At 38.7% G+C, this 23,790-nt stretch carries 19 protein-coding genes; 6 read left to right on the top strand and 13 right to left on the bottom strand.

The annotated features are described in order from the left end of the window. The 3 genes from EV200_RS02315 to EV200_RS02305 all read right to left on the bottom strand — a co-directional run bounded on the left by EV200_RS02315 (nt 1) and on the right by EV200_RS02305 (nt 2,354). Complete coding sequence (locus tag EV200_RS02315; protein WP_132529192.1) at nt 1-657, bottom strand: suppressor of fused domain protein; 657 nt, start codon at nt 655-657, stop codon at nt 1-3. 122 nt (nt 658-779) lie between these two features. Further along, complete coding sequence (locus EV200_RS21855; RefSeq protein WP_208864489.1) at nt 780-1,769, bottom strand: DUF6985 domain-containing protein; 990 nt, start codon at nt 1,767-1,769, stop codon at nt 780-782. 234 nt (nt 1,770-2,003) lie between these two features. After that, nucleotides 2,004-2,354: a DUF4870 domain-containing protein gene (locus EV200_RS02305; protein WP_132529191.1), complete on the bottom strand. Its 351-nt coding sequence runs from the start codon at nt 2,352-2,354 to the stop codon at nt 2,004-2,006. A 202-nt stretch (nt 2,355-2,556) separates the two neighbouring features. Between EV200_RS02305 and EV200_RS02300 the strand changes: the two genes are divergently transcribed. Further along, entirely contained in the window at nt 2,557-4,416 is a 1,860-nt protein-coding gene (locus EV200_RS02300) for a LuxR C-terminal-related transcriptional regulator (protein ID WP_132529190.1), read from the top strand. 703 nt (nt 4,417-5,119) lie between these two features. Here the strand turns inward: EV200_RS02300 and EV200_RS02295 are convergent. From EV200_RS02295 to EV200_RS02275, 5 genes are read right to left on the bottom strand one after another with little or no spacing between them, the layout of a single operon-like run. Continuing rightward, entirely contained in the window at nt 5,120-6,685 is a 1,566-nt protein-coding gene (locus tag EV200_RS02295) for a malate:quinone oxidoreductase (RefSeq protein ID WP_165877840.1), read from the bottom strand. Between the two features lie 32 nt (nt 6,686-6,717). Then, nucleotides 6,718-7,905: a cation:dicarboxylate symporter family transporter gene (locus tag EV200_RS02290; protein WP_165877839.1), complete on the bottom strand. Its 1,188-nt coding sequence runs from the start codon at nt 7,903-7,905 to the stop codon at nt 6,718-6,720. A gap of 35 nt (nt 7,906-7,940) precedes the next feature. Next, nucleotides 7,941-9,533: a phosphoenolpyruvate carboxykinase (ATP) gene (pckA, locus tag EV200_RS02285; protein ID WP_132529188.1), complete on the bottom strand. Its 1,593-nt coding sequence runs from the start codon at nt 9,531-9,533 to the stop codon at nt 7,941-7,943. A 10-nt stretch (nt 9,534-9,543) separates the two neighbouring features. Further along, complete coding sequence (locus EV200_RS02280; protein WP_132529187.1) at nt 9,544-10,845, bottom strand: cation:dicarboxylate symporter family transporter; 1,302 nt, start codon at nt 10,843-10,845, stop codon at nt 9,544-9,546. 14 nt (nt 10,846-10,859) lie between these two features. Beyond that, nucleotides 10,860-12,215, bottom strand: a complete 1,356-nt coding sequence (locus EV200_RS02275) for a hypothetical protein (protein WP_132529186.1) — start codon at nt 12,213-12,215, stop codon at nt 10,860-10,862. Between the two features lie 236 nt (nt 12,216-12,451). Between EV200_RS02275 and EV200_RS02270 the strand changes: the two genes are divergently transcribed. From EV200_RS02270 to EV200_RS02255, 4 genes are all read left to right on the top strand, one after another. Next, the gene (locus tag EV200_RS02270; protein ID WP_188754085.1) at nt 12,452-13,480 is read left to right on the top strand and encodes a sensor histidine kinase; all 1,029 of its coding nucleotides are present in this window, start codon (nt 12,452-12,454) and stop codon (nt 13,478-13,480) included. Beyond that, nucleotides 13,477-14,154, top strand: coding sequence for a LytR/AlgR family response regulator transcription factor (locus tag EV200_RS02265; protein ID WP_132529184.1), 678 nt, complete (start codon nt 13,477-13,479; stop codon nt 14,152-14,154). The genes EV200_RS02270 and EV200_RS02265 overlap by 4 nt, the downstream gene beginning before the upstream one ends. A 104-nt stretch (nt 14,155-14,258) precedes the next feature. After that, nucleotides 14,259-14,993 carry a DUF3108 domain-containing protein gene (locus EV200_RS02260; protein WP_132529183.1) on the top strand — a complete coding sequence of 245 codons (735 nt, stop codon included), beginning with the start codon at nt 14,259-14,261 and terminating at the stop codon, nt 14,991-14,993. Between the two features lie 346 nt (nt 14,994-15,339). Further along, the gene (locus EV200_RS02255; RefSeq protein WP_208864488.1) at nt 15,340-16,452 is read left to right on the top strand and encodes a pectate lyase family protein; all 1,113 of its coding nucleotides are present in this window, start codon (nt 15,340-15,342) and stop codon (nt 16,450-16,452) included. A 132-nt stretch (nt 16,453-16,584) separates the two neighbouring features. Here EV200_RS02255 and holA read toward each other — a convergent pair whose 3' ends face one another. Beyond that, nucleotides 16,585-17,607 carry a DNA polymerase III subunit delta gene (gene holA / locus EV200_RS02250; protein WP_132529182.1) on the bottom strand — a complete coding sequence of 341 codons (1,023 nt, stop codon included), beginning with the start codon at nt 17,605-17,607 and terminating at the stop codon, nt 16,585-16,587. Nucleotides 17,608-17,751: 144 nt separating this feature from the next. On the opposite strand from holA, the gene EV200_RS02245 reads away from it, so the two are divergent. After that, nucleotides 17,752-18,210, top strand: coding sequence for a type I restriction enzyme HsdR N-terminal domain-containing protein (locus EV200_RS02245; RefSeq protein ID WP_132529181.1), 459 nt, complete (start codon nt 17,752-17,754; stop codon nt 18,208-18,210). Nucleotides 18,211-18,702: 492 nt separating this feature from the next. On the opposite strand, the gene EV200_RS02240 is transcribed toward EV200_RS02245, so the two are convergent. The 4 genes from EV200_RS02240 to EV200_RS02225 are packed head-to-tail and all read right to left on the bottom strand — an operon-like array spanning nt 18,703 to nt 23,572. Beyond that, on the bottom strand, nt 18,703-19,902 hold the full coding sequence (locus tag EV200_RS02240) for a Gfo/Idh/MocA family protein (RefSeq protein ID WP_132529180.1): 1,200 nt from the start codon (nt 19,900-19,902) through the stop codon (nt 18,703-18,705). Further along, nucleotides 19,902-21,266, bottom strand: a complete 1,365-nt coding sequence (locus tag EV200_RS02235; protein WP_132529179.1) for a 3-keto-disaccharide hydrolase — start codon at nt 21,264-21,266, stop codon at nt 19,902-19,904. The genes EV200_RS02240 and EV200_RS02235 overlap by 1 nt, the downstream gene beginning before the upstream one ends. A gap of 54 nt (nt 21,267-21,320) precedes the next feature. Further along, nucleotides 21,321-22,676: a Gfo/Idh/MocA family protein gene (locus EV200_RS02230; RefSeq protein WP_132529178.1), complete on the bottom strand. Its 1,356-nt coding sequence runs from the start codon at nt 22,674-22,676 to the stop codon at nt 21,321-21,323. A gap of 32 nt (nt 22,677-22,708) precedes the next feature. Continuing rightward, entirely contained in the window at nt 22,709-23,572 is an 864-nt protein-coding gene (locus EV200_RS02225; protein WP_132529177.1) for a sugar phosphate isomerase/epimerase family protein, read from the bottom strand. Between the last annotated feature and the right edge of the window lie 218 nt (nt 23,573-23,790).

The following is a 23,790-nucleotide window of genomic DNA, read 5'->3' as shown; positions in this document are numbered from 1 at the left end:
TTACTTTCTGTTAAGGTCTGTAATCAATAATGGATTATCCACTTTTAAACGATCAATGAGGTCTTTTACGGCATCTGTAGTTGGATTAAGCTTCAGTTGTTCTACCTCAGCATTGGTAATGCCTACCATTTGCAGAAAGCTTACCTCACCGTGTGGTGTCTGGATTTTACCCAGTTCAGGGTCTAGTGTAAAAACAAAACCAGTAATTTCGGTTTCCGTATCCAGCCTGATGGGGCCATTAGCCGGAACAAAATGATTTTCTTCAAACCACTTTCCGCTCGAAAATACATAGCGGGCCAGGTTATTCATCACCTGTATGGCCCAGATGGGATCATTCTGATCATCCTTAAAGGGCACCAGCCTGAGGGTAAATTCAAAACCCCATTTACTAAATTCGCCACCAGCTTTCTCTTCATCATAATAAAGTTCACTCATACCATAACTTACGATGTGGCGGTGAAATTCCTGGTGGTTGCTATCATATACGCTGGCACCATCTATCGGGTCGCTGCCACCTGCCATATAATGGATACCACATAAAGGTGGATAATGACGTGGTTCAATACTGCCATAAATTTTATCCAATTGATGATCAATTGCCTGCCAGCCTGGTGTATCTTCTGTGGTGAATTGTTTTTGATATTCTTCTTTATTCATTACAATTGCTTTTGTGTTCAGGTTATAAGAAACATTTTTTAATGAATGATTATAAACGTATGAATGGATAACTTCTTATCGAATTACGCCAGATCTGCATAAACGAACCTTGCTGCAAACAATTAATCTGTTAACATTCCGTGGCCTTGCCAGCCCAGAATATGTCCATCATCATCACTTACCCGTACCAATTTACCGCTTTTATTAAATACCAGTTGCAGGCCATGCTCCTGTTCCCATTCGCAACTAAAGGTTAAACGAAGGTATACGCCCTTATCTTCATAAGGTTCGCGGGTAACATATATTTCCCGTGGTGTAACATAATTCCATATTTCCTCGTGATCTTTGATGTCCCATAAGTGCTGGTCTGCTTCATCATAACCTATCGCATCTAAAAAATCCATACAGTTTTGATACACATGTGCAGTGGTTGCTTCCCTGTCTTTAAGCGTTTTTGACATAAAATTACGGATGGCTTCATCAGCTTCCTCCATAAAATTTTCATCTTCATTAGGATTATAATCGGTGATGGTGAAGTTCATTTCAACATCATTCAAAAAGCCTATTTTATGCGGTTCAGATACCCACCAATCATCAAAATCTGCATTTTTTAACATGCCAATTACGGTAGAACTTACTTCTGTTTGGGTGATAGGTGCCCGTTGTTTTTGAGGCGGAATTTCATTATTAAGACTTGTGAAAGCAGCTTCCTTTTCTGCGTCCGTTTTAGGCGCAAAACTTTCCAGTTTTAAGAACAGTTCCTTAACATTCGTTACCCGAGTCATTTCTCTGCTGGAAATGGTAATGGCCAAATCTTGTATGTTTTGATCATACCGCACAGATAGCATATTGTAATTAAAATGGCTTGGCAACTCAAAAAAGAAATATGTACTTGCGGTATAATAGGCCAGGCACATCCTAAAACTATCTGATGGATGATTTTGATCATCAGGTGAACAGTTTAGCGTAGGATGATATTTGCGGATGATGAACAGCATTGTCCCATCAGGACTGAGTGCAGACAATGGATAGGCTTTCATAAAAGCCTTTAGATTTTTATCGTTAACAGCCAGGAGATTTTCTCCCGGATTTTCAATTTCCCAACCGGTCATGTCCATGTTATTTAAATTTAAACGTTCATTGATCTGTTTAATTGATTTACCTTTTCGTCAATTTAGCCTCAGCAACTACCGTGATCCCATCAAACAGCTAATGTTTTTTTCTTCAGGCTTTTGTGCCGTTGTTTTAAAACCTGGCAACATTATAAAAAGTGCTATGGCATAGCCATAACACTTAACTTGAGAGGCGCTATACATATTTTGAATAACGGCTTCATTTTAAATTTTTTAAATTTTACTTTCCTTTTCTGAAGCGAAGTTGAATTTGCCTTCAAATATTTTTCCGATGATGGGAACTGGTTTCTCTACTTCATTATTCGCAGCAATGATGCCCAATAACAAAAGCAAAAATGGAATGAGTAAAACGATATAAAAGATAAAACCCAATGAAGGGATAATCGCCAGGATGATGCTACTGATGATACTTAAGGCAAATGAGGTAATGATAATCCCAAGCGACTGACCTAAATGATAATTAACCAGTCTGCTTTTTTCTGTAGATTTTTTAAATTCCAGATAAGAAATGATCCACCCGATGAGGGTAATGTAGGCAACAATGGCCATCGTCTTGCTTTTCATAGTTTTATTTTTATGTGAATGAATACCACAAAATTACCAGTACAGACATTCATGACCAAGAAAACAGGGTCTACTCAGAGACTACGACAAAAAAACAGAACGTCTACAATGCGTCTACAAAAAACATTTAAAGCTCTTTACTTCAATCACTTGAACCAAAAACATCTTTTTGGGTGATGTTTATTTTTTCTATTTTTGGTCCATGCAGCTACCACTGAAATCATTACTATTGATTGTATCCATTTCCTTTCTCATTAATATAAATGCATCCGGACAAAAAATATATTTGGATTCACTAAATCGTTTATTGGCCCAAAAAGACATTTCCAAAACAGATCAGGTCAATACTTTATGTAAACTAGCGAAGGCCAATTTTGAACAACATCTACCACTTTCGTTTGAGCAGGCCAACCGGGCCCTTCAAATCAGTCAGACTTTGACCGATGGGCAAGGTAAAGCCATGGCCTATGCCACGTTGATTCATCTGTATGTTTGGAAAAAAGACCTAAAAAAGGCCTATGCCAGTCGAGACAGCGCCATGTACTACACCAGAAAAACAAAAGACCGGGCAACATTAGGTTTTGTATGGTTTAGAAACGGGTGGTTGGATCTGGTTAATGATGAGAATGATCAGGCAGCAGTGAAGCTCTTAAAAGCGCTTGATTTTTTTAAAGGGCAACAAGTACCGGATTATGAAAGTACAACTTATCATTATTTAGCCAGCATTCACAGCTATGGGAACAATTCTGCGAAACAAAAAAAATATGCCGATTTATGTTATCAAAAAGCATTGGAGAGCCAACAGGTAGATCAATTGAATAATGCTTATTATACCATCGGACAAACCTATTTCGATCAGTTTAAACTCAATACCTCCAAACGGGGCCTATTGGATTCAGCCATTTTTATTTATAAAAAATCTTTGTTGCTTTCTAAAAAACAAGAAGGTCGTTTAATTTTAAGAAGTAATACCGCAGCCATTGCCTTAAATACTGCTAATGCCTATTTCCAATATTTCCCTGTCACTTATCGTGATAGTGCAGAAAAATATCTGGATCAGGCCATCGAAATTGCTACTAAAACCAATTTGCAAGAAGTATTACTAAATTGTTATGGCTTACGTAGTGAATATGCTTTGCGAGACGGGCATCATGATGAAGCCGAAAAGATTCTGCTAAATGGCTTAAATAAAACAGATGGCGTAGTGAGTATGCCTATAACCAAAGCCAGAATTTACCAGGGACTGGCTAATATTGCAGAAAAGAAAGGTGATGATAAACTTGCCTTAAAATACATGAAGCAATATTTTGAGTATTACAAAAAGGCATTTAACGAAGAGAAAATCAATAGCATAACCCGGGTAGAAGCACAGTATCAATCAGCCAAGAAAGAACAGGAAATTGCCTATTTGCATCAAGAAGCTTTATTTGCAAAAAAACGCACTACCTTTTATGTTATGCTAGGGATTATGGGAATAGCGGTACTGCTTTTTCTACTTCGATCTTATAATTTTAAATTAAAAGCATCTGTCAGGAAACAAGAGTTGATAGATAAGGAAAAAACAGCCGCAGAATTAAGGGCACAATTAAAAGAGGCTGAAGCCATACAACTACAAACGGAACAGGTTTTACTTAAAGAGCGCCAGGAACGTTTACAAAAAGAATTGTTGGCTGGCACTTTACAGATAGAAGAGAAAAACGAGTTACTGGAGTTGCTTTCAGGCAAAGTAGATACAGAAAGCCACCTTTCTTTTGATGAACAGATGAAACGAATTTTGAACCAGCAAAAGAAAATGGATAAAGATTTTGAAGTTCAGAAAACCGATTTCTTTGAAACTAACCCAGCTTTTTTTGAACGTTTACAACAGCAAGCCAACCAAAGCCTCACCCGGCTCGACTTAAAATATTGTTCCTATATGCTCATGGGACTTTCAAATAAAGAAGTATCTGTACGTTTAGGTATCGAGCCTAAAAGTGTGCGCATGAGCAGATACCGAATTAAACAAAAGCTCGGACTTGGAAAAGATGATGATCTGAATTTGTTTCTACAAAATCAAAGTTAAAGTTCCCCTCATAAAATCCGTCTTTGCGAAGTAGATCTTTCATCTGCTGAAGCAATCTCCATCGAAGAATCCACAAAATAGATTGCTTCCCCTAAAGGTCGGGGCAGGCTGTCGTGCCTCCTCAGCAAGGACGATTTTGCTAGTAGAATCGTCCTCGGGAACTTGTTTCGTTATCATAAATGGATCAGTATGATGCAAAGGTTGTTCCCGCAGATATAAATGATCAGCGCAGATTTTAATGCCCAATTCTGCGAAAATCTTCTAGATCTGCGGGAAAATTATTTTTTAGAATATCAATAAGGTGCTGAACTAAATTTACTTCGTAGCTTTCCGCTTCGCTACAGGTCAGCATGACGATTTGTTTAGAGAATCCCCTAATAAAATTCGTCATTGCGAAGCAGATCCTTCATCTGCTGAAGCAATCTCCATCCAAGAATCTTCAAAATAGATTGCTTCGTCGAAAGGTCGGGGCAAGCTGTCGTGCCTCCTCAGCAAGGACGATGCGGCTAAGGGATCACTTTCGTGAACCCAAGAAGAATCGTCCTCCTGAACTTGTTTCAGGATCTTATCACAGAAAGATGCTGAAACAAGTTCAGCATGAAGGTTTGGTTATCGCATTCTCCGTTATTCATCCTTATAAACTCACAAAAGTTACTAACGCTACTAGTGATTAGGCAGATAGAGTTAGTAACTTTTCAATGTACTAATCTATCGTAAAATACTTCAGACCCAGCGTTGTACTATTCGCCTTTCTAATTTTATTTACTAAATCCTTATCTTCTGAAAGTTTCTTTTCATATGATGGAATCATTTCTTTCATTCTTGATTGCCATTCTGGCGTAGCCATTTGTTGTGGAAAGCATTTTTTCAATAACGTAATCATAATATCAACAGAAGTTGATGCACCTGGCGAAGCACCTAATAATGCCGCCAAACTGCCATCTTCGGCACTTACCACTTCCGTTCCAAATTGAAGTACGCCACCTTCTTTTTCATCTTTTTTGATAATCTGTACCCTTTGTCCTGCAGTTTCAAGTTTCCAATCTGAAGCCTTTGCCTCTGGAAAATACTCCTTCAAGGCATTTAAACGTTCCTCGTCAGACTGTGTAACCTGACCGATCAAATATTTAGTTAGTGGAATATTATCTGCTCCGGCCGACATCATTGGCCAGATATTTTTTAAAGTAATGGAGCGGGTTAAATCTAAATAAGAACCTTGTTTTAAAAATTTGGAAGAAAAACCAGCGTAAGGACCAAAAAGCAATGCTTTTTTACCATTAATAATTCGTGTATCCAGATGTGGAACAGACATGGGTGGTGCCCCCACTCCTGCTTTGCCGTAGACCTTTGAAATGTGTTTCGCAATAATTGCCTGATTGTTGCAAACCATCCACTCACCGCTCACCGGAAAGCCACCAAAACCTTTTCCTTCCGGAATTTTAGATTTCTGAAGCAGCCTTAAAGCACCACCTCCGGCACCAATAAATACAAATTTCGCCTTTATGTTTCGCTCCTTCGCCGTTTTATTATCCAATACGGTAACCAGCCAGGTACCATCTTCCAGGCGTTTAAGATTTTTCACTTCATGATTCAATTCTACCTTCACGCCATTTTCTTTTTTTAATGAAGCCACTAACCCTCTGGTTAAACTTCCAAAATTAACATCAGTACCAATGGCCATATAAGTTGCAGCAACCTTTTGTTTCCGGCTTCTTCCCGTCATCACCAGCGGCATCCATTTTGAAAGGGTATCAAAATTTTCAGAATATTGCATGCCTTTAAACAGCAGCTGCTTACTCAATACATCATATCGTTTCTTAAGGTAGGCTACATTTTTATCTCCCCAAACAAAGCTCATGTGCGGCACATTATTAATGAAAGATTTAGGTTCAGGAAGTTTTCCCTTACTCACCATGTAAGCCCAAAATTGTTTTGAAATTTCAAACTGTTCATTAATGGAGATCGCTTTGTTAAACTCAATGGTTCCATCCGGACGTTGCGGCGTGTAATTCAGTTCGCAAAAGGCAGAATGACCCGTTCCGGCATTATTCCAGGCATCAGAGCTTTCTGCAGCCACCAGATCCAGACGCTCATAAATATTAATTTTCAATTTCGGGTTCAATGTTTTCATCATCGAGCCTAGTGTTGCACTCATTACACCTGCACCAACCAACACTACATCAGTTTCTTCATCAGCACTTTTATTTTTGCAACCAATACTAAAACCAATCAGTAGAATGAGCAGGTATGTTATTAATTTTTTCATCATTTTTAATTATTATTTATTTTAAAACGAGCGCGTTAAGATTCGCTTTTTGAAATGACAAGCGCTGCAATGGCATGTCCAACAGTATTGGTAATGGCCCTGGCTTCGCTCATAAAACGATCAATGCTCAGTAAAACGGCTAAACCTTCAACCGGAATTTTATGTATGCTACTTACCGTAGTCACCAAAGCTAAAAACCCTGTTCCAGGAATCCCCGATGCCCCTTTAGAGGTGAGTAAAATAATGACAACAATGCCGGCAAGTTCAGAGACTGAAAAACTTACATTGTAAAGCTGTGCGAGAAAAATGACCGACATCCCGAGGTAAATACAGGTTCCATTCAAATTAAGTGAGTTTCCGGTAACGGTAACTAACCTCACCACCGGTCTTTTCAAGCCTATTTTTTCCAGTTTTTCGAGAAGTAAAGGAATAACAGAACTGGAAGATGATGTTCCTAAGGCATAAAGCAATTCATTTTTGATAGAACCTAAAAACGTATAAAGATTAACCTTTAAACCTGCCAATAAAGATCCCAAAATCACAGCAATGAACAAAAACATCGTAATGTAGGTTCCGGCCAGCATTTTACCAATGGGCACCAGGGTATCTAAACCAAAACGCCCTACCGTATAGGCAATGCCGCTAAAGGTAACGATTGGTGCCAGCAGAAAAAGATACCTTAATATCCGAAGCACTATAGATTTCAGCTGTTCAAAAACTTTAACCACCCGATCTCGATTTGATAAACGGTTGATTAAAATACCGATGGCAACAGCCAGAACAAATAACAGCAGCATGCCATTTTGCATCACAAATTTGAGCCAGCCCTCATAATGAGTAGAAATTACCCTCGCCGGTTCAATAGATTCTACTAAACTCCGGTCTATCTTTCCTGGGTGAATAATCAGTGCACTGCAAATCCCAAAAATAATGGCCAGTGTGCTTACCACTGCAAAATAAAAAATAGCTTTTGCGGTAATCCTTCCGGCCAGTTTAAGGTTTTCCAAACTTCCGAACACACTCACGATGCTTAGAAATATAACAGGTGGCACAAAGGGCTCAATCACCGAAACAAATAAACTCCCCACCCATTGCAGCCTGATGGCAAAACTTGGAAAGCAAACACCAGCCAGGGCGCCCAATATAATGGCCGCAAATATTTGTAAGCTGAGGGTTTTGTTCAGCTTATCAATAATCAGATCTGTTTTCTCTATCAGCCTCAAATTATATTCGATTGATCTTCAATATAATAATATTTCTACACAAATGATGGAGCAGCATCCTTAATTACCGTACTGGCCAATTCTGCATAGCTAGAAAAATGATGCTCAAATAAGAGTGCTAAGTCAATTGCTTTCCGGTCATATTCCTTCACATCCTCCCAAAGATTTCTCGGGTTAAGGATTTCTGCTGGCACACCCGGACAATCCTGAGGTACTGCAAATTTGAACACCTGATGATTTTCATATGGAACATGCTGTAAATCTCCCTTCATGGCGGCAGCAATAAGTGCCCTGGTGTATTTCAGGCTAATCCGGTTTCCCGTTCCATAGGCACCCCCAATCCACCCGGTATTCACCAGCCAAACATTAATATCAGGGTGTTCATCCAGTTTGCTCCCCAGCAGTTCAGCATATTTAAGCGGATGAAGCGGAAGAAAAACCCTTCCAAAACAGGCCGAAAAAGTAGATTGTGGTGCAGAAATACCCATTTCGGTACCAGCCACCTTTGCGGTATATCCGGATATAAAATGATACATGGCCTGCCCCTTATCCAGCTTGCTAATAGGAGGTAAAATACCAAAGGCATCGCAGGTGAGGAAGAAAATATTCTTTGGCATTCCCCCTGATGATCCCTTTTTGGCATTATGAATAAAATCAATGGGATAGGCCAGTCTAGTATTTTCTGTTTTTGTGGTATCAGAAAAATCAATTACTCCGCTGGAAGGATTTACCACCAGGTTTTCTAAAAGCGCACCGGGTTTAATGGCACCAAATATTTCAGGTTCTTTTTCAGGATTAAGATCAATGGCTTTTGCATAACAGCCGCCTTCGAAATTAAATATTCCTTCATCAGACCAGCCATGTTCATCATCGCCAATTAGTGCACGATTGGCATCAGCGCTCAATGTTGTTTTACCTGTTCCTGATAAGCCAAAAAACAGTGAAACATCACCTTCTATCCCTTCATTTGCAGAACAATGCATGCTGAGCACACCTTTTTCTTCAGGCAAAATATAATTTAACACACTGAAGATTCCTTTTTTCATCTCTCCGGTATAAGCCGTTCCACCAATCAGGATGATTTTACTGGTAAAGTTCACCACCGTAAAGTTTTTTGAACGTGTACCATCTTGTTCAGGATTGGCTTCAAAACCAGGAGCCTGCAAAATCAGCCAGTCGATTTCATCAGCTATCATATGCTGTTGTTCGGGCCTTAAAAACAAATTGTAGCAAAATAGATTTGCCCAAGGCGTTTCATTTACCACTCTAATACTTAAAGCATATCTCGGGTCGGCACACGCATAAGCATCCCTTACCCAAACCTCTCTATCCGCCAGATAAGTTCGCATTTTACTATATAACCCATGAAAGTGCGCCTGAGAAATAGGTCTGTTTACATCGCCCCAATCTATGGTATCCCTTGTGGTATCGTCAATTACGGTAAACTTATCTTTTGGAGAACGGCCTGTAAAGGTTCCAGTATCTACACAAAGTGCACCGCTATCGCTCAAACTACCCTGCCCACGCTCAAGCGTTTGACTGATCAGTTTTTCTGCACTTAACTGATAATGCACCTGTTTGCCATAAACGCTGAACCTTAATTCTTTGAATGTTTCTGAAGTATTCATTTGATTGGATTTAGTACACAAATTCTTGTTTCGCCAGTTTATTTTCTGATCGTATCGGGGTTTCATCTTCTTCTACACGAGGATGAAACTCATTTTCACTTTTCGAAATCACGATGGTGGCTACACCGTTACCGATAATATTGGTTAAGGCACGTGCCTCACTCATAAACTTATCTACGCCAAGCAAAAAGGCAAGACCCTCAATCGGAATTTTATGAATGGCAGCCAATGTGGAAGCCAGCACAATAAAACCACTTCCGGTAACACCCGCAGCCCCTTTTGAAGTCACCATTAAAATGCCGATGATGCTTAGCATTTCCCACACGGAAAGCTGAACGCCATACAATTGGGCCAGAAAAATAACGGACATAGAAAGATAGATGGACGTTCCGTCGAGGTTGAAAGAATAACCAGTTGGAATAACCAATCCGACAACAGATTTACTACAACCCATTTTTTCCAGTTTCAGCATGATGGATGGCAGTGCAGATTCTGAAGAGGAAGTTCCGAGAACAAGTAAAAGCTCTTCTTTAATGTACTTAATAAACTTCCAGATGCTCATTTTATAGTATTTCATAATCCCACCAAGAACTAGAAAAATAAAAAGCCCCATTGTTAAGTATACCGTACCCATCAATTTTGCCAAAGGAACAAGCGTGTGTAGACCGAATTTCCCGATGGTGTAAGCCATTCCGCCAAAGGCACCCAATGGTGCGAGGTACATCACATATTTTAACCCCATGAAAACAATTTTAGAGGCATAACTCAAACCACTCACCGCTTTTTCACGGTGTTTGGAATAGTTTAAAATAATACCAACAATGATGGCAACCACTAAAACCTGAATGGTGAGGTTGCTCATGAAAAAATTGATCCAGTCAAAGCCCTTAGCTGGCGCTGAAGTATACTTAGAGGCATTCTGGATTTGTAGATGGGATTTATCAATATTACCAGGCCTAATTAAGATCGCCATCAGGATACCAATCGCTAACGAAATGGTAGACACCACTTCAAAATAAATCAGCGATTTGAGTCCGATTCTACCCACCTTCTTTAAATCGCCCATCCCACTAATGCCCAGCACTATGGTTAAAAATATAATGGGTGCGATAAAAAGCTTAATGATATCGATAAACGTTTTACCGATAATTTCCATCTTAACAGCTGTTGCCGGTGCATAACTACCCAGTATCACACCGGCAATAATGGCAATAAGCACCCAGAAGGTAAGGTTAGAGAAAATTCGCTTCCAAAGGCTTCTGGGAAGCCTGGTTTGCTGATCTGCTGGTTGAGGATTTTTGTTAACTAACATATTACGCTGTTTTATTAATCTATATTGATATGGTACATCAGAACGAACATCATTTTCCTATCAGAAACTTTGAGTTCACTTCCCTGAAGGGTATAAATGGGTCTGCTTTGTGCATTAAATACAAATTTTGATGCATGATCACGAAGTAAAAGACTCAAACCGAGGTCATAGGTAAACATAGGATCGGCTAACCGTTCAAATTTAGAATACTGAATACCAATGGCAGGCATTAACCTGGTTTTCTTTTTCTGCTGATTAAAATAAGGGAGTGAAAAACCAGTCTGAAAAATGAAACTGTTTCCGGTTCCCACCACCGGATAGGCATTTCCTGATCCATTAAAGGAAGCTGTACTGGCATCAAGCCCGTTTGCCATATTATTGATTCCTAAATTACGCACATAGCCGGGGCCATAATCATGGTGAAAAACGGCAGCGTAAATATTTAATGAGGTTCCCTTTTGTACATTGATCGGCGTATCATAAAATACATCTGCACTATAAAGCTTCATATCATTCAGTACCGTATCCGCTCCGGCCATGTGCCACATTAAATCTTTTTGAAATTCAGCTCCGATCCCCATGGCAAGTACCTTTTTCTTTCCTAAATAACTTCCCACAGCGGTTGAACCAGCATTACTTTCCTGCTCAAAAAATTGCCATTTAACGTAAGCAGATAGATTTGGCTTTACGCTTAAATTATTAAATCCAGAAATTTGCTGTATCGGTTTTGTAGGGGCAGATATATAAGGCTTCGCCAGAATGATGCGATAATCTAACCTACCTAACTGACCTTTTGCAAAGATATTCAGGTTTCGCAAGGTCAGATCTGTGCGGTTTACATTACCCAAATCCAGAAATGGAACATCATAAAGCAATGTTGATGTAGGGCCGGAAGCAAACCGGGTAAGTCCTTTCCAATTGGAACGGCCTGCACCGATGCTCAATTTCTCGCTAAATTTATATTCCCCGAAAGCATCGAGCAGATCGAAAGAACTTTCACTATCATCCAGATAAGTAAGGTTGGTGGTACCGCCCTGAAAAATTAAAGTAAAATGATCAATCAGGTTAACCGTCATTTTCATCCTTAACCTTCTTAAAGACAAATCTGCTGTACTTTTACGGAGACTCTCATTTACTTTACTCCCAGGATTTAGCTCCGTGTACCTCGCCCATAATTGTGCGTAGCCAGAAAATTTTATGAAATGGGTCTTATCATCATTCAAATAAGCAACAAGAGGCTTATTCTGCTTTTTGTCTTGTGCAGATGCACGATAGAAAAATGCATTGCAGATGCAAAGAATAACCATAAACGGCAAAATACGAATTAGCGCATTTTTTTTATTTAAGAAAATAGATTGATCAGCCATCATTGATTCTTGCCTATTAATTGAAATAGTAAATCCTATGTTTATATTTGGTTAATTCAGATATGAAAAAGACATCACTGAAAATTAAAGATGGGTATAAGTAGTGCTGAAAAACATTTATATCAATAAACGACGTAAATTATAAACGAACTACAGAAACAAAACCAAATACCATGATCCTTTTGATCAATCTTGTCTTCCTGATACTGATTCTTCGCCTTTCATTTGATAAAAAAGTGATGGATTTTTTATTAAATGGTAAATGGCCCGGTGTAATCACTGTTCAGCATTTGCTCTTCTGGATGGCATTTCTTGGTGTTAGCAGTTACATTTATGTGAGTTTTTTTAATATTACTGAGGCGGCATTAGCCATGCTGTTTATGCTGGCCCTTAACATTCCGGTGTACCTCCTGTGTTTTAAAAAGCTGGTTCCAGAATTTTATCAGAAGGCCAGATATGGCGAGTATGTTCGGTACACCGCATCATTATTTGTAATCTCCAGCCTGATCAGGATACTGGTTGAACCAGAACTTTTTAGTGCATTTAAATCCACCGATGGCAAATACCTGTTCATGGTCTATCTAATGCAAGCCATTATTATTCTGGTTCCTTCTATGCAGGGTATTTCCAAATACAAACTTATTGCTGAGCGTGAATTATCGGCATTAAGCCTGCGAAAAAAAGAGGCCGATATGGAACTGCTAAAATCTAAAATCAATCCGCATTTCCTTTTCAATACACTCAACAATATTTATTCTCATAGTTATGCTACAGATGGAAGTTCAGCAGATTTGATTAAACAGCTGAGTCTTTTAATGCAGTACACCACCTATGAAATTGAAAAGAAAACCATTCCTATTGAACGTGAATTGCAAATGATTGCAGCACTAAGCAAGCTTTATCAATTAAAAAGTAACCGGAAATTAAATATTGTGATGAATTTTGAATCCAGCGAACTCACTGCTATTGTTGAAATTCCACCCACAATTTACCTGACACTTTTTGAAAATGCAGTAAAGTATTCGGCATTGGGCAGAGATGAAAAGGCACAGGTTTCCACAACACTATCTTTTACACCATCTGCGGCGGAATTTACAATCTCGAATTCCATATCCGAAAAAAAGCTAACAGATGATGCCTCAAACTATCGTGGTGCAGGACTTAAAGTATTGAAAATGATATTAGATCGGGAGTATGGAGAAAAATATGAAATGAAAACGGACCAGAATGAAACCTCTTATTCATCTAAATTGATCATAAGCATATGAAACCAATAAAGGCAATCTATGTTGATGATGAAGCCCCAGCCCTGGATCTCATTCGAAAGTATTGTGATACAATTGAAGAAATAGACCTTTTAGCTTGCTTTCAAGACCCTACAGAAGCTGTTATTTACGAGCGAATGGATGAGGTGGAATTGCTGATTCTGGATATTGAAATGCCTGGAATATCAGGTACGGAAATGGTAGAACTGGTGCCAAGCGGAAAACTTTGTATTTTTATCACTGCCGATCCTACCCATGCCGCTAAAGCTTATGAACTGGATGTAATTGATTATCTGGTGAAACCCGTATTTCCTGAACGTTTTGTAAAGGCTGTTCAAAAGGCTGCAGATTACCTGAAATTCACAGGGTTGGACCAGGAGAATGATTTTCTGGTATTTAAATCAGATTACATGGTGAATAAACTGCCATTAAAAGATATCTTATGGATTGAGGGATTTGGAGAATACCTGAAAATCATCACACGGTTTAAACAGTACATGGTTTTACAGCGCCTGTCAGATTTTATTGAGAAAAATGAAAAACTGGGCTTTGTCAGAATTCACAAATCATATATCGTTCATGTTAAACAAGTGAAATCTCACAATTCTCAATTTGTTTTCCTGGCAGATGAAAAGCAATTGCCAATAGGAAGGAAATTTAAAGACTGCCTTAAATAATTGATCATAAGGAAGAACTTCCTAATCAGATCTACCTATACCTATTTAAACCTGTAACAACTTTTTCCATACTCCATCTAAAAGATAACCTTAAAAAAGATGTTATGAAAAAAAGCTACCTAATCCTATTATTGTATGCCACCCTCCCACTCATCAGCTGGAGTCAGGAGTTAATCACCCCGAAAAAAAATTTAGTGGATAAAAAATGGATTCACAACCAAAACTACCAGATGGAATGGACCATGCTTAGAGACACCAGCAAGTTTACCATTGGTTTCGTAGATACAAAGGTGGACGTGTTAAATGATAAAATACAGGTGATTACAACAGTTAAAATGAAATCATCTCCATGGATTGATTCAACTATTGTTAAAAAGGCAGATCTTTCACCAATTTACCATGCTTCTTATAATGCGCAACGGGATATGTCACTTCACTTCGGAGCAGAAATTAAAGGTTTCTACCAAGAGAAAATCAGTGGTAAAAAGACAGAAATAGCTCAACAAGCTGCACCTGGTTATTTCGACAGTAATTTCTACCCAATGCTTATAAACTGGTTGCCATTGAAAACTGGTTTCAAAGCTGACCTCAATATTTTTGATTACAATCCAAAAGGAAAAACTGGTGTCATTAAGGCACATATATTAAGCGTAAGCGAAGGGAAATACCAGACCAAAAAATCAGGAGAAAGAAAGGTATGGATTGTAGAAGCTTCAGATGAGATTGGCAGCGCAGATGGAAAAAGCGTCTATCAAATCGACCAAATCACCAGGCAGCTTTATCAACAGCGGATTACTATGGGCAACCGCATCATGGAAATGACCCTCGTAGAACTTTAGTTTTTTCTACATTCGGTACATGCTGATTTAAAAAGGATGTACCGATCAAAAAATATATTTGTTTTTCAATATTCAATTATCCCCCAAAAGGCAATTGAAGTCCAATTTGGCAACATAAAATTTTGGTCAAAATAGATAAGTAGCAGCGATCAATCTACCTCATTTAATTTTTTAATAATGATTGCAATCGATCCCGTGAACGATTGCACAAATATTTCTACTGGAATAAGACACAGGCATAGTCATTATTTGTAATTTAAAAAATACATCCTGCATCATATTATCCGACAGCCAGAGAAACATCGCGCTCACACTCTTTTCAATTCTAACCAAATTTTAATTCAAAATGAAAAACAAGTATTTATTACTATGCCTTGTGGCTATGGCCATGGCATTTTCTATGCCTGCGTGCAAGAAAACAAATCAATCTGAAAGTGCTGATCTTAATGGCGAAACGGCTAACTCCACAATTGCGGCCACTGAAGCTGTTTGTCCATCAAAAGGTTGGTCATCTCAAAATGGAGGGACAACTGGCGGTGGAGAAGTAACCGCAACAGTGGTCACCAACTACACAGCCCTGAAATCGGCCATTCAAAATACCAGTGTTAAAGTGATTCAGGTAAATGGAACCATCACCATCCCTTCGGGAGGACGGATTTCTTTCCAGGATCAAACCGGAAAAACAATTTTTGGTTCATCAGGCGCTAAACTTATATCAGCCGACCAAACCAAAGACAATTCCGGGATCATGTATATTAAAAGGTGCAACAATATCATCATCAGAAATATTATTTTCGAAGGCCCTGGTGCTTATGATGTAGATGGACAGGACAATGTCACGGTTGATGCCTGTAACAACATTTGGGTTGATCACTGTGAATTCAGGGATGGCGTAGATGGTAACTTCGACATCAAAAACATTTCAGATTACATCACCGTATCTTACTGTAAATTTTCCTATCTCAAACCACCAAAAACGGGCGGTTCAGGCGGTTCAGATGATCACCGTTTTTCTAATCTGATCGGATCCAGCGATGGCGCAACCGCAGATAGGGGGCATTTACGGATTACCTTTGTACGCTGCTGGTGGGCGCAGGGTTGTGTATCCAGAATGCCTCGCGTGAGATTTGGCAAAGTGCACATTGTTAACAATTTATTTAACAGCACCGTTAGTAAAAGCTGTGTGCAGGCTGGTTTTGAATCAAATCTTTTAGTGGAATCAAACGTTTTTGAAAACGTAAAGACTCCGATTGATCTGATGGACAATACGGCCACTGCGGTGCAGGTGAGAAACAACCTTTTCACATCAGTTACCGGAAATACTTCGGGTAATGGAGTCAACGCTTTTACTCCTCCATATAGCCTGACTATTCTTAATGCTTCTAGTGTAAAGGCTACAGTAACGGCTTCAAACGGAGCAGGTGCAACCTTATCGGGTAACGTGTGTTCATCATTGTAAAAGCAAACCACATCTGAATAAAATGCGATAGTTGTCGGAAACGAATCGGATAATTTTTAAGTCATCGGATGAAGAATAGCCCTGTGCAGGTATTTATCTGATGACTTCCTTTACGTTCAACCGTAACGTGAATTAATGAATGATTTTAAAAACCAGTTCCTTTAATAATTCGCCATCGCTTACATTTCCAGAACTATCAAGGCCCTTACTTTTTAAATCATAAGCCCTTAGCAAACTAATCACCTGAAAAACTTTCGCCGTATTATAGTTTCTGGCTGCTACTTCATAATCCTTTACAAAAAACGGAGGAACGCCTAGCGCAGAAGCCGCATCAGCCTTATTGGGGATGTAATGGTATTTAAGCAACTTAGTAAAATAGCCACCCAAATTTGCTAAAACCATTACCGTTGGATTGGCTTTCGGGTTACTGGCAAAATAATTAATGATTTTATTGCATTTCAAGACGTCTCGAATGGCCAGTGCTTTCTGCAATTCAAAAACGTTATATTCTTTACTGATTCCGATATTTTTCTGAACCAAATCAGTATTAATGGTGACCTCTTTAGGAACATTAAGCATCAGTTTTTCAATTTCATTGGCAATTTTAGATAAATCAGTACCTAAATATTCTGCCATTAATGCTGAAGCCTGCTGATCGATTTTATATCCTTTTTCCTTTATAAATTCTTCTATCCAAGGAATCAGCTTATAATCACGAACTAAATCTGACTGAAAAATTAAACCAGATTTATTTATCGCTTTATAAATTTTCTTCCGCTTATCAAAATTAGCATATTTAAATGCCAGTACCAGGATTGTGCTGGGCAGAGGTTTTTCGAAATAATTGAGTACAAATTCGGCCTCTTTACTGCTTGCATCTTCTTTACCCCATTTTAAGTCCTGCGCCTCTTTTACAATGACAACCTGAAAATCTGACATCATTGGATATCGTTTTGCAGCGCCTAAAACGGTAGCCATATCGGTATCTTTACCATACAAAACAGTCTGGTTAAATCCCTTTTCAGCGTCATTTAAAAGCTTATCCTCAATGTATTCGGTAATCTGATCGATATAATAGGATTCTTCTCCATGTAATAAATACACAGGTTTAAATTTTCGGGCTTTTAAATCTTTGATAATTTCGGCAGCAGTCATTAGCGGTAAAATTACAATTTAGCTTTTAGGATTTAAGTAAAAGTTTATAAACAATATTACCTTTGAAGGTGCTAATAATAGTTTGAATGTTTCGTGTTAGGTTGTTAACCAGAAACATTCATTTGAAAACCGCCAACTGATAGAATGTTTAACCCTACTCCGCTTAACCTTCCGCCCTATCCTTTTAAAATTACCAGAAAAGATGATGTGGTTTTCATTTTTGATGAATTGAGAAAAAAGCATTTGGTTTTAACTCCCGAAGAATGGGTTCGTCAACATTTCATACAGCAATTAATTCTAGAAAAGAAATTCCCAAAAACATTGATTCAAATTGAAGGAGGTTTGGTTTTAAATCAATTGCAAAAACGGAGCGATATTCTGGTGTACAATACTGCCGGAGAAAAAGTGATGCTTATTGAATGTAAAGCCCCTAAAGTAAAAATTACCCAAGCGGTTTTTGAACAAGCATCGCGTTATAATTCCATTCATCAGGCCAAATGGATAGTTCTGACAAATGGTTTACAACATGTTTTCGCCAAAATGGATCTGAAAAAAGGAAGTTTTATTTTCACGCCTGAAATGCCTGATTACCAGGATTTGTAATTTGATTTAAAGCTATACATTAGCAGTATCGTCATTACCAGGAGGTATGAAGAAGCATTATATTTTGTAGATTCTTCGATAAAGATTGCTTCAGCAGATGAAGAATCAGCTTCGCAATGACGGATTTTTTGAGGATGCACTAAACGAATCGTCATGCTGACCTGTAGCGAAGCGGAAAGCTACGAAGTAAATTTAGTTCAGCACCTACCTTGATAAGATCCTGAAACAAGTTCAGGAGGACGAACCATCGAATATTATCGTCATTGCTAGGAGGCGCGACAGCTTGCCCCGACCTTTCGGGGAAGCAATCTATTTTGTAGATTCTTCGATAAAGATTGCTTCAGCAATGACGGATTTTCGTGACGATCCGCTAACCGAATCGTCATGCTGACCTGTAGCGAAGCGGAAAGCTACGAAGTAAATTTATTTCAGCACCTACCTTGATAAGGTCCTGAATCAAGTTCAGGAAGACGATTTAACGATAAAAACCCATTAAATAGCATATTCCTTTTTCCAAAACTGTTTATTACCAGAATAAATCGCCTCATTACACATCGCCACACAAATCGAAGCCTGGGTACCGGTATTTACATTTGATGCCGGAAGTTTACCAGAAATAATCGACTCATAAAATTCTTCCAAAGCATAATGGGTGCCGTCCATGGTTGGTTTATCTAAAATAGGAATTCCCCCATCGGTATTGACTACAATTTTTGATGCCCCGGTAACGCCATCTACAATTCCAAGTTCCTTTTTTGTTTCTTGCTCAGGGTAAAAAATGCCAGTATTAGTAAGCAAAGAAACTGAACCTTTTGTGCCTTTAATTTTAAAAAGATAACCATCATGTGCATTACCACAAGTTGCCCCAAAATTCCCGATCATTCCGGCCTGACGGTAACGAAGCATGGCCTGGATATTATCATAAGTTTCCCTTCCATCTTTAAAAACATCAATTCCTCCGGTTCCGGTAATTTCATCGGGCTGGGTTTCGAAGGCCCAGTTAATAAAATCGATTTGATGTGAAAGCAGTTCAGCAGCTAATCCACCAGAATATTCTTTGTACATGCGCCAGTTAATCTGACGCTCCAATTTGGGGTCGTTCACTTTTCTCCGCCAGTTTCCGTTTCTATCCCAGCGGCAATCAACCTGCGAAACCTTGCCCAAATACCCACTTTGGATCATATCCTTCACCTTGAAATATAATGGCGAATACCGGTATTGATAACCCACCTGATAAACCTGTTTAGGATATTTCAACACCAAATTTCGCAGTTCCAATGCCTGAATGATATTATATGTCATGGTTTTTTCGACATAAACATGCTTTCCGGCCAATACTGCATCTTTAGCAATTTTAAAGTGTTCGCTTAACGGCGTGGCGATAAAAACAGCTTCTATCTTTTGATGATCTAAAATTTGCTTGTAATCATTAATGGCCTTTGCAGATGATGGCACATATTTTTTAGTTTCTTCCAAACGAAAATCCAGTACATCACAATAGGCTACAATGTTAAATTTTAAGGGCATCGATTGAATAACAGACAGCACACCTTTACCACGGTCGCCACAGCCGATCATTGCCACGTTAATAATTTTCTCCCGATTAAGTGTCAGATTGGCCAATACTTTTTCCGAACCCAGAACCCCTGACCCAACCAATACCGACTTTTTTAAAAAAGATCTGCGATGCATTATAAAGTTTTAATTTTGATGGTTCTGAAATCAACCTTATTTCCATGATCCTGAATCAGAATGTGACCTTTTGGTGCCTCTCCAAAATTTTTCCAGTCTTTATATTTACTAATGGCCACTAGCTTTTTAAATTCCGCTGATCCACGCACATATTCCAAAACTTTTACGCCATTCAAATAATGCTCTACCTTATTATTTGGGTAAACAACCACTCGGGCATTATTCCAGCTTCCAATCGGGCGAAGATAACGAGCCTCTTTTTTCGCTGTAATTAAATCATATAAAGAAGCTAAAGTCCTGTTACCATCTCTCCCTAATTTCGCATCAGGGTGTAATTCGTCATCTAAAACCTGATATTCCAAACCAATGGCAGAACCCTTATTATTCTCGCTTAGCGTTACAAAATACTTTACGCCACTATTGGCACCGGGCGTAAGCTTAAATTCAAACGAAAGGTCAAATGCTGAAAACTCCGCCTTAGATACAATATCACCACCATTAGTAGATTCTGAACCACCGGAAGGCTCAACACTGATCACACCATCAGCAATTTTCCAGCCTTTTGCAGGGAAATCATTTTTATATGCACCAATCCAACCACTGTTTGTTTTGCCATCAAAAAGCAACTGATATCCTTCTGATTTTTCATAAGCCGATAAACTGTTTGGCGTTAAATTAACCGTATAAATCCCCTTTGGAAATGCTTTCGGCTTTATCCCTTCAGTTTGAATGTTAATATTTTTAAAATAAACCTTCTTTCCATCATTTTCCAAATTATTGCCAATACTATGCACCTGCAGGCCAATAAAACCTGACTGATCCAATGTATCAATCACATCAGAAACTGGCTTTCCATTTACCCATGTTTTAAGTTCATTACCAATGCATTCGATTCTGTAATGGTTAAATTCGTTCTTTTTATACAATGATTTGGCTGTGGGATTCAATTCTAAAGGATAAAGCCAAAGTCTTCGGGCTTCATCATAAATACCGCCAGTCCACGCACGAGCTGTAGGATCTATTTCTACTTGCCGACCATAAACCAAACCTTTTCCCCTATTTCCTTCAGGTTTAATATGGCTCCGTGTTTGGATCCCAGAATTTGTATTATCGCCTTCTAATTTAACATCCAGTTCCAGAACAAAATCTCCGTATTCCTTTTCTGTGATCAAAAAAGAATTGGGGGTATCCTTGGTCATTGTACCTATAATCATTCCATTCTCAACTTTATAAGGTGCTGCTCCGGCAACTGCTTTCCATCCCGTTAATGTCTTCCCATCAAATAAGGGTTTTGATTTTTGTGCAACTGCTGATAAACTGATTAAGGAAAGGGCTAAAATGCTGTACTTTTTGATTTTTAACATGGTTCTTATTTTGTTGTCATTGCAAGGAATGAAGCAATAACAAAATGCTTGAAATTAATATTTAAATACTTTTCCGTTGGCGATTACCTCTTGTCTGCCTTCATCAAAAACAGATTTTGCTCCTGTTCGGACTGCAGCATTCGTCATGATGTTGGCGATAGAATGAGAATAGCCGGCCTCCACAGGTGCATTTGGTGTTTTGCGACTCCGAACACATTCCATCCAGTTTCGCATATGTCCGGATGTTAAACCATCTCCACCCATATTGGCTCCCGTTGCCGCTTTAATTTCCGTTTTAGACAAATCAAATTCAGTTAACAAATTAGCCTTCATTCCCATTGCTGCGGCTTCCTGCTGTCTTAATCCACCTTTAGGGGAAACTTTATTGGTCATCAGATTTAACTCCCCTCCATTTGAATAGTAAACTTCACCCACATCGCCAACGCTATTTTGCATTCTTGATGTAAAAGTAACCTGAAAACCATCTTCGGAATTGGGCTGACCATAATCAAAAACTGCCACCATAGCGTCCCAGTTTCTGCGGCCATCCTTCCAGGTGTAAATGCCACCATTTGCCACTACACTTCGCGGATGTTTTAGATTGGTAAACCAGTGAACTGTATCAATCTGATGTGACATCCATTGACCCGGCATTCCTGACGAATATGGCCAAAATAACCTGTATTCTAAATATTTCCTTGGATCAAAAGCCTCAGAAGGACGATTCAATAAAAATCTTTTCCAATCGGTATCTTCTGCCTTAAGCTTTGCCACTAAATCTGGTCTGCGCCATCTTCCGGGTTGGTTTACATTCCAAACGAGATCCACTGCCGTGATAGGGCCAAACTTCCCATCCTGAATATACTTTGCCGCATTGGCATAATTTTCTCCACTCCTGCGTTGAGAACCTATTTGAACAATACGATCAGTTGCTTTTACAGCCTTAAGTGCTGCTTTTGCATCATCCATAGTTTCAGCAAAAGGCTTTTCAACGTATGCATCACAATTGGCCTTTACAGCTTCAATGGTATGTAGGGCATGCTGAAAATCGGCAGTACTTATAATTACCGCATCCAGATCTTTCATGGCATATAGCTCATCATTATTTCGGCAGGCTTTAATCTCATGCCCAAACTTTGCGTTTAAATGTGCTACCCCTAAATCTCTTCTATAATTCCATAAATCAGAAAGCCCGACAATATCGAAGTTTAATTCTTTGTTATTGTTTAGGAAACAAGGCAGCAAGGTGTCTTTAAAGCGATCTGAAAAACCTACCACACCTACACGAACCCGGTCATTGGCACCGATAATTCGTCCGTAACTTTTAGCACTCATGCCCATAGTACCCGCATAGGTTGCCGCAGCAAATATGGCAGATTGCTTGATAAATTTTCTTCTGGAATTTTCCATATAACGTTATAATGAATAGCTGATGTATGTTCTTATTTAGTATAAACTTCTTCAATTTGTTTGGTTAAATACTGATGGCAAAATGCCATTTGTGCTGGCGAATAGTTACTTCCGGCCTCAACAAATATGGGCCCTTTATATTTTGCCGTTCTTAAAGCCTGCAAATAAGGTCTAAAATCATCACCCATAATACCAGGCAGGGTTCTTTCTTTATCTTCTGCAATTTCACAATGGATCAGTAAATCTTTGGCATCAATAATACTTTGAGGCAATTCTCCCTCCCGCCGCATATGGAAAATATCAGCATTGAGTTTGAAATTTGGATGATTTACACGTCTTACAACATCTGCTGCAGATTTTACACTGGTTAGAAAATTGGTTTCTTTGCTTTGCAGGTTTTCAAGCGCTATTTTAACATTGTATTTTTTAGCGATTGCTGCAATTTTTTTACTTAAAGAAACAAAGTCTGCGGTTGCCTTATTAATATCGTAATGATCGGGCAACCTGCGGGCTGCCCCACTTCCTAAAACGATTACCTTAATTTTAGCCAGCTTCGCCCTGGAAAACAAACGATCAGCATAGTTTAACACAACCTGCTCTTGAACATCTGGACCAGCTATTTTCATCTGACCAGGAAACATAACATTACACATGTAGAGCTGAGATTTAGCATTTTCAATCAGCTTTAGGTTTTGTTTAATTTTCTCTTCAGATAATGATGGAGAGATCATTCGCCCAACAGATTCTCCAAATAATTTAAATCCAGACGCAGATATTAAACTATCTTTTTCTATTGGTGCTACAATACCAAGTGGAATGAATGTTTGATTAGCCGATTGAAAACTAAATAATAAAGGCGTAAGAAAAAATAGGATGGTTAAATTTTTTAAGCTCATTCTTCGTTATATTGGTTAGTCTTTTCGCAAAACAACATATAATTGCAGCTCCTGACATCTGATTTGGTTAGAAAAAGCTAAAGCCTTTTAATTACTCTAAAATAAGGTTTTTACCGGAGAGATTGTAAACTGGTTGGTAACATTTTAGAAACTGAAAAAAGTAGCCGTTCTAAATTAATCGAGTAGCAGAATTTAGTCCAGCATTTTAATAATTAAAA

This window comes from Pedobacter psychrotolerans (assembly GCF_004340665.1).
Classification (GTDB): Bacteria; Bacteroidota; Bacteroidia; order Sphingobacteriales; family Sphingobacteriaceae; genus Pedobacter; species Pedobacter psychrotolerans.
This window is presented reverse-complemented; position numbering and strand designations above follow the sequence as displayed.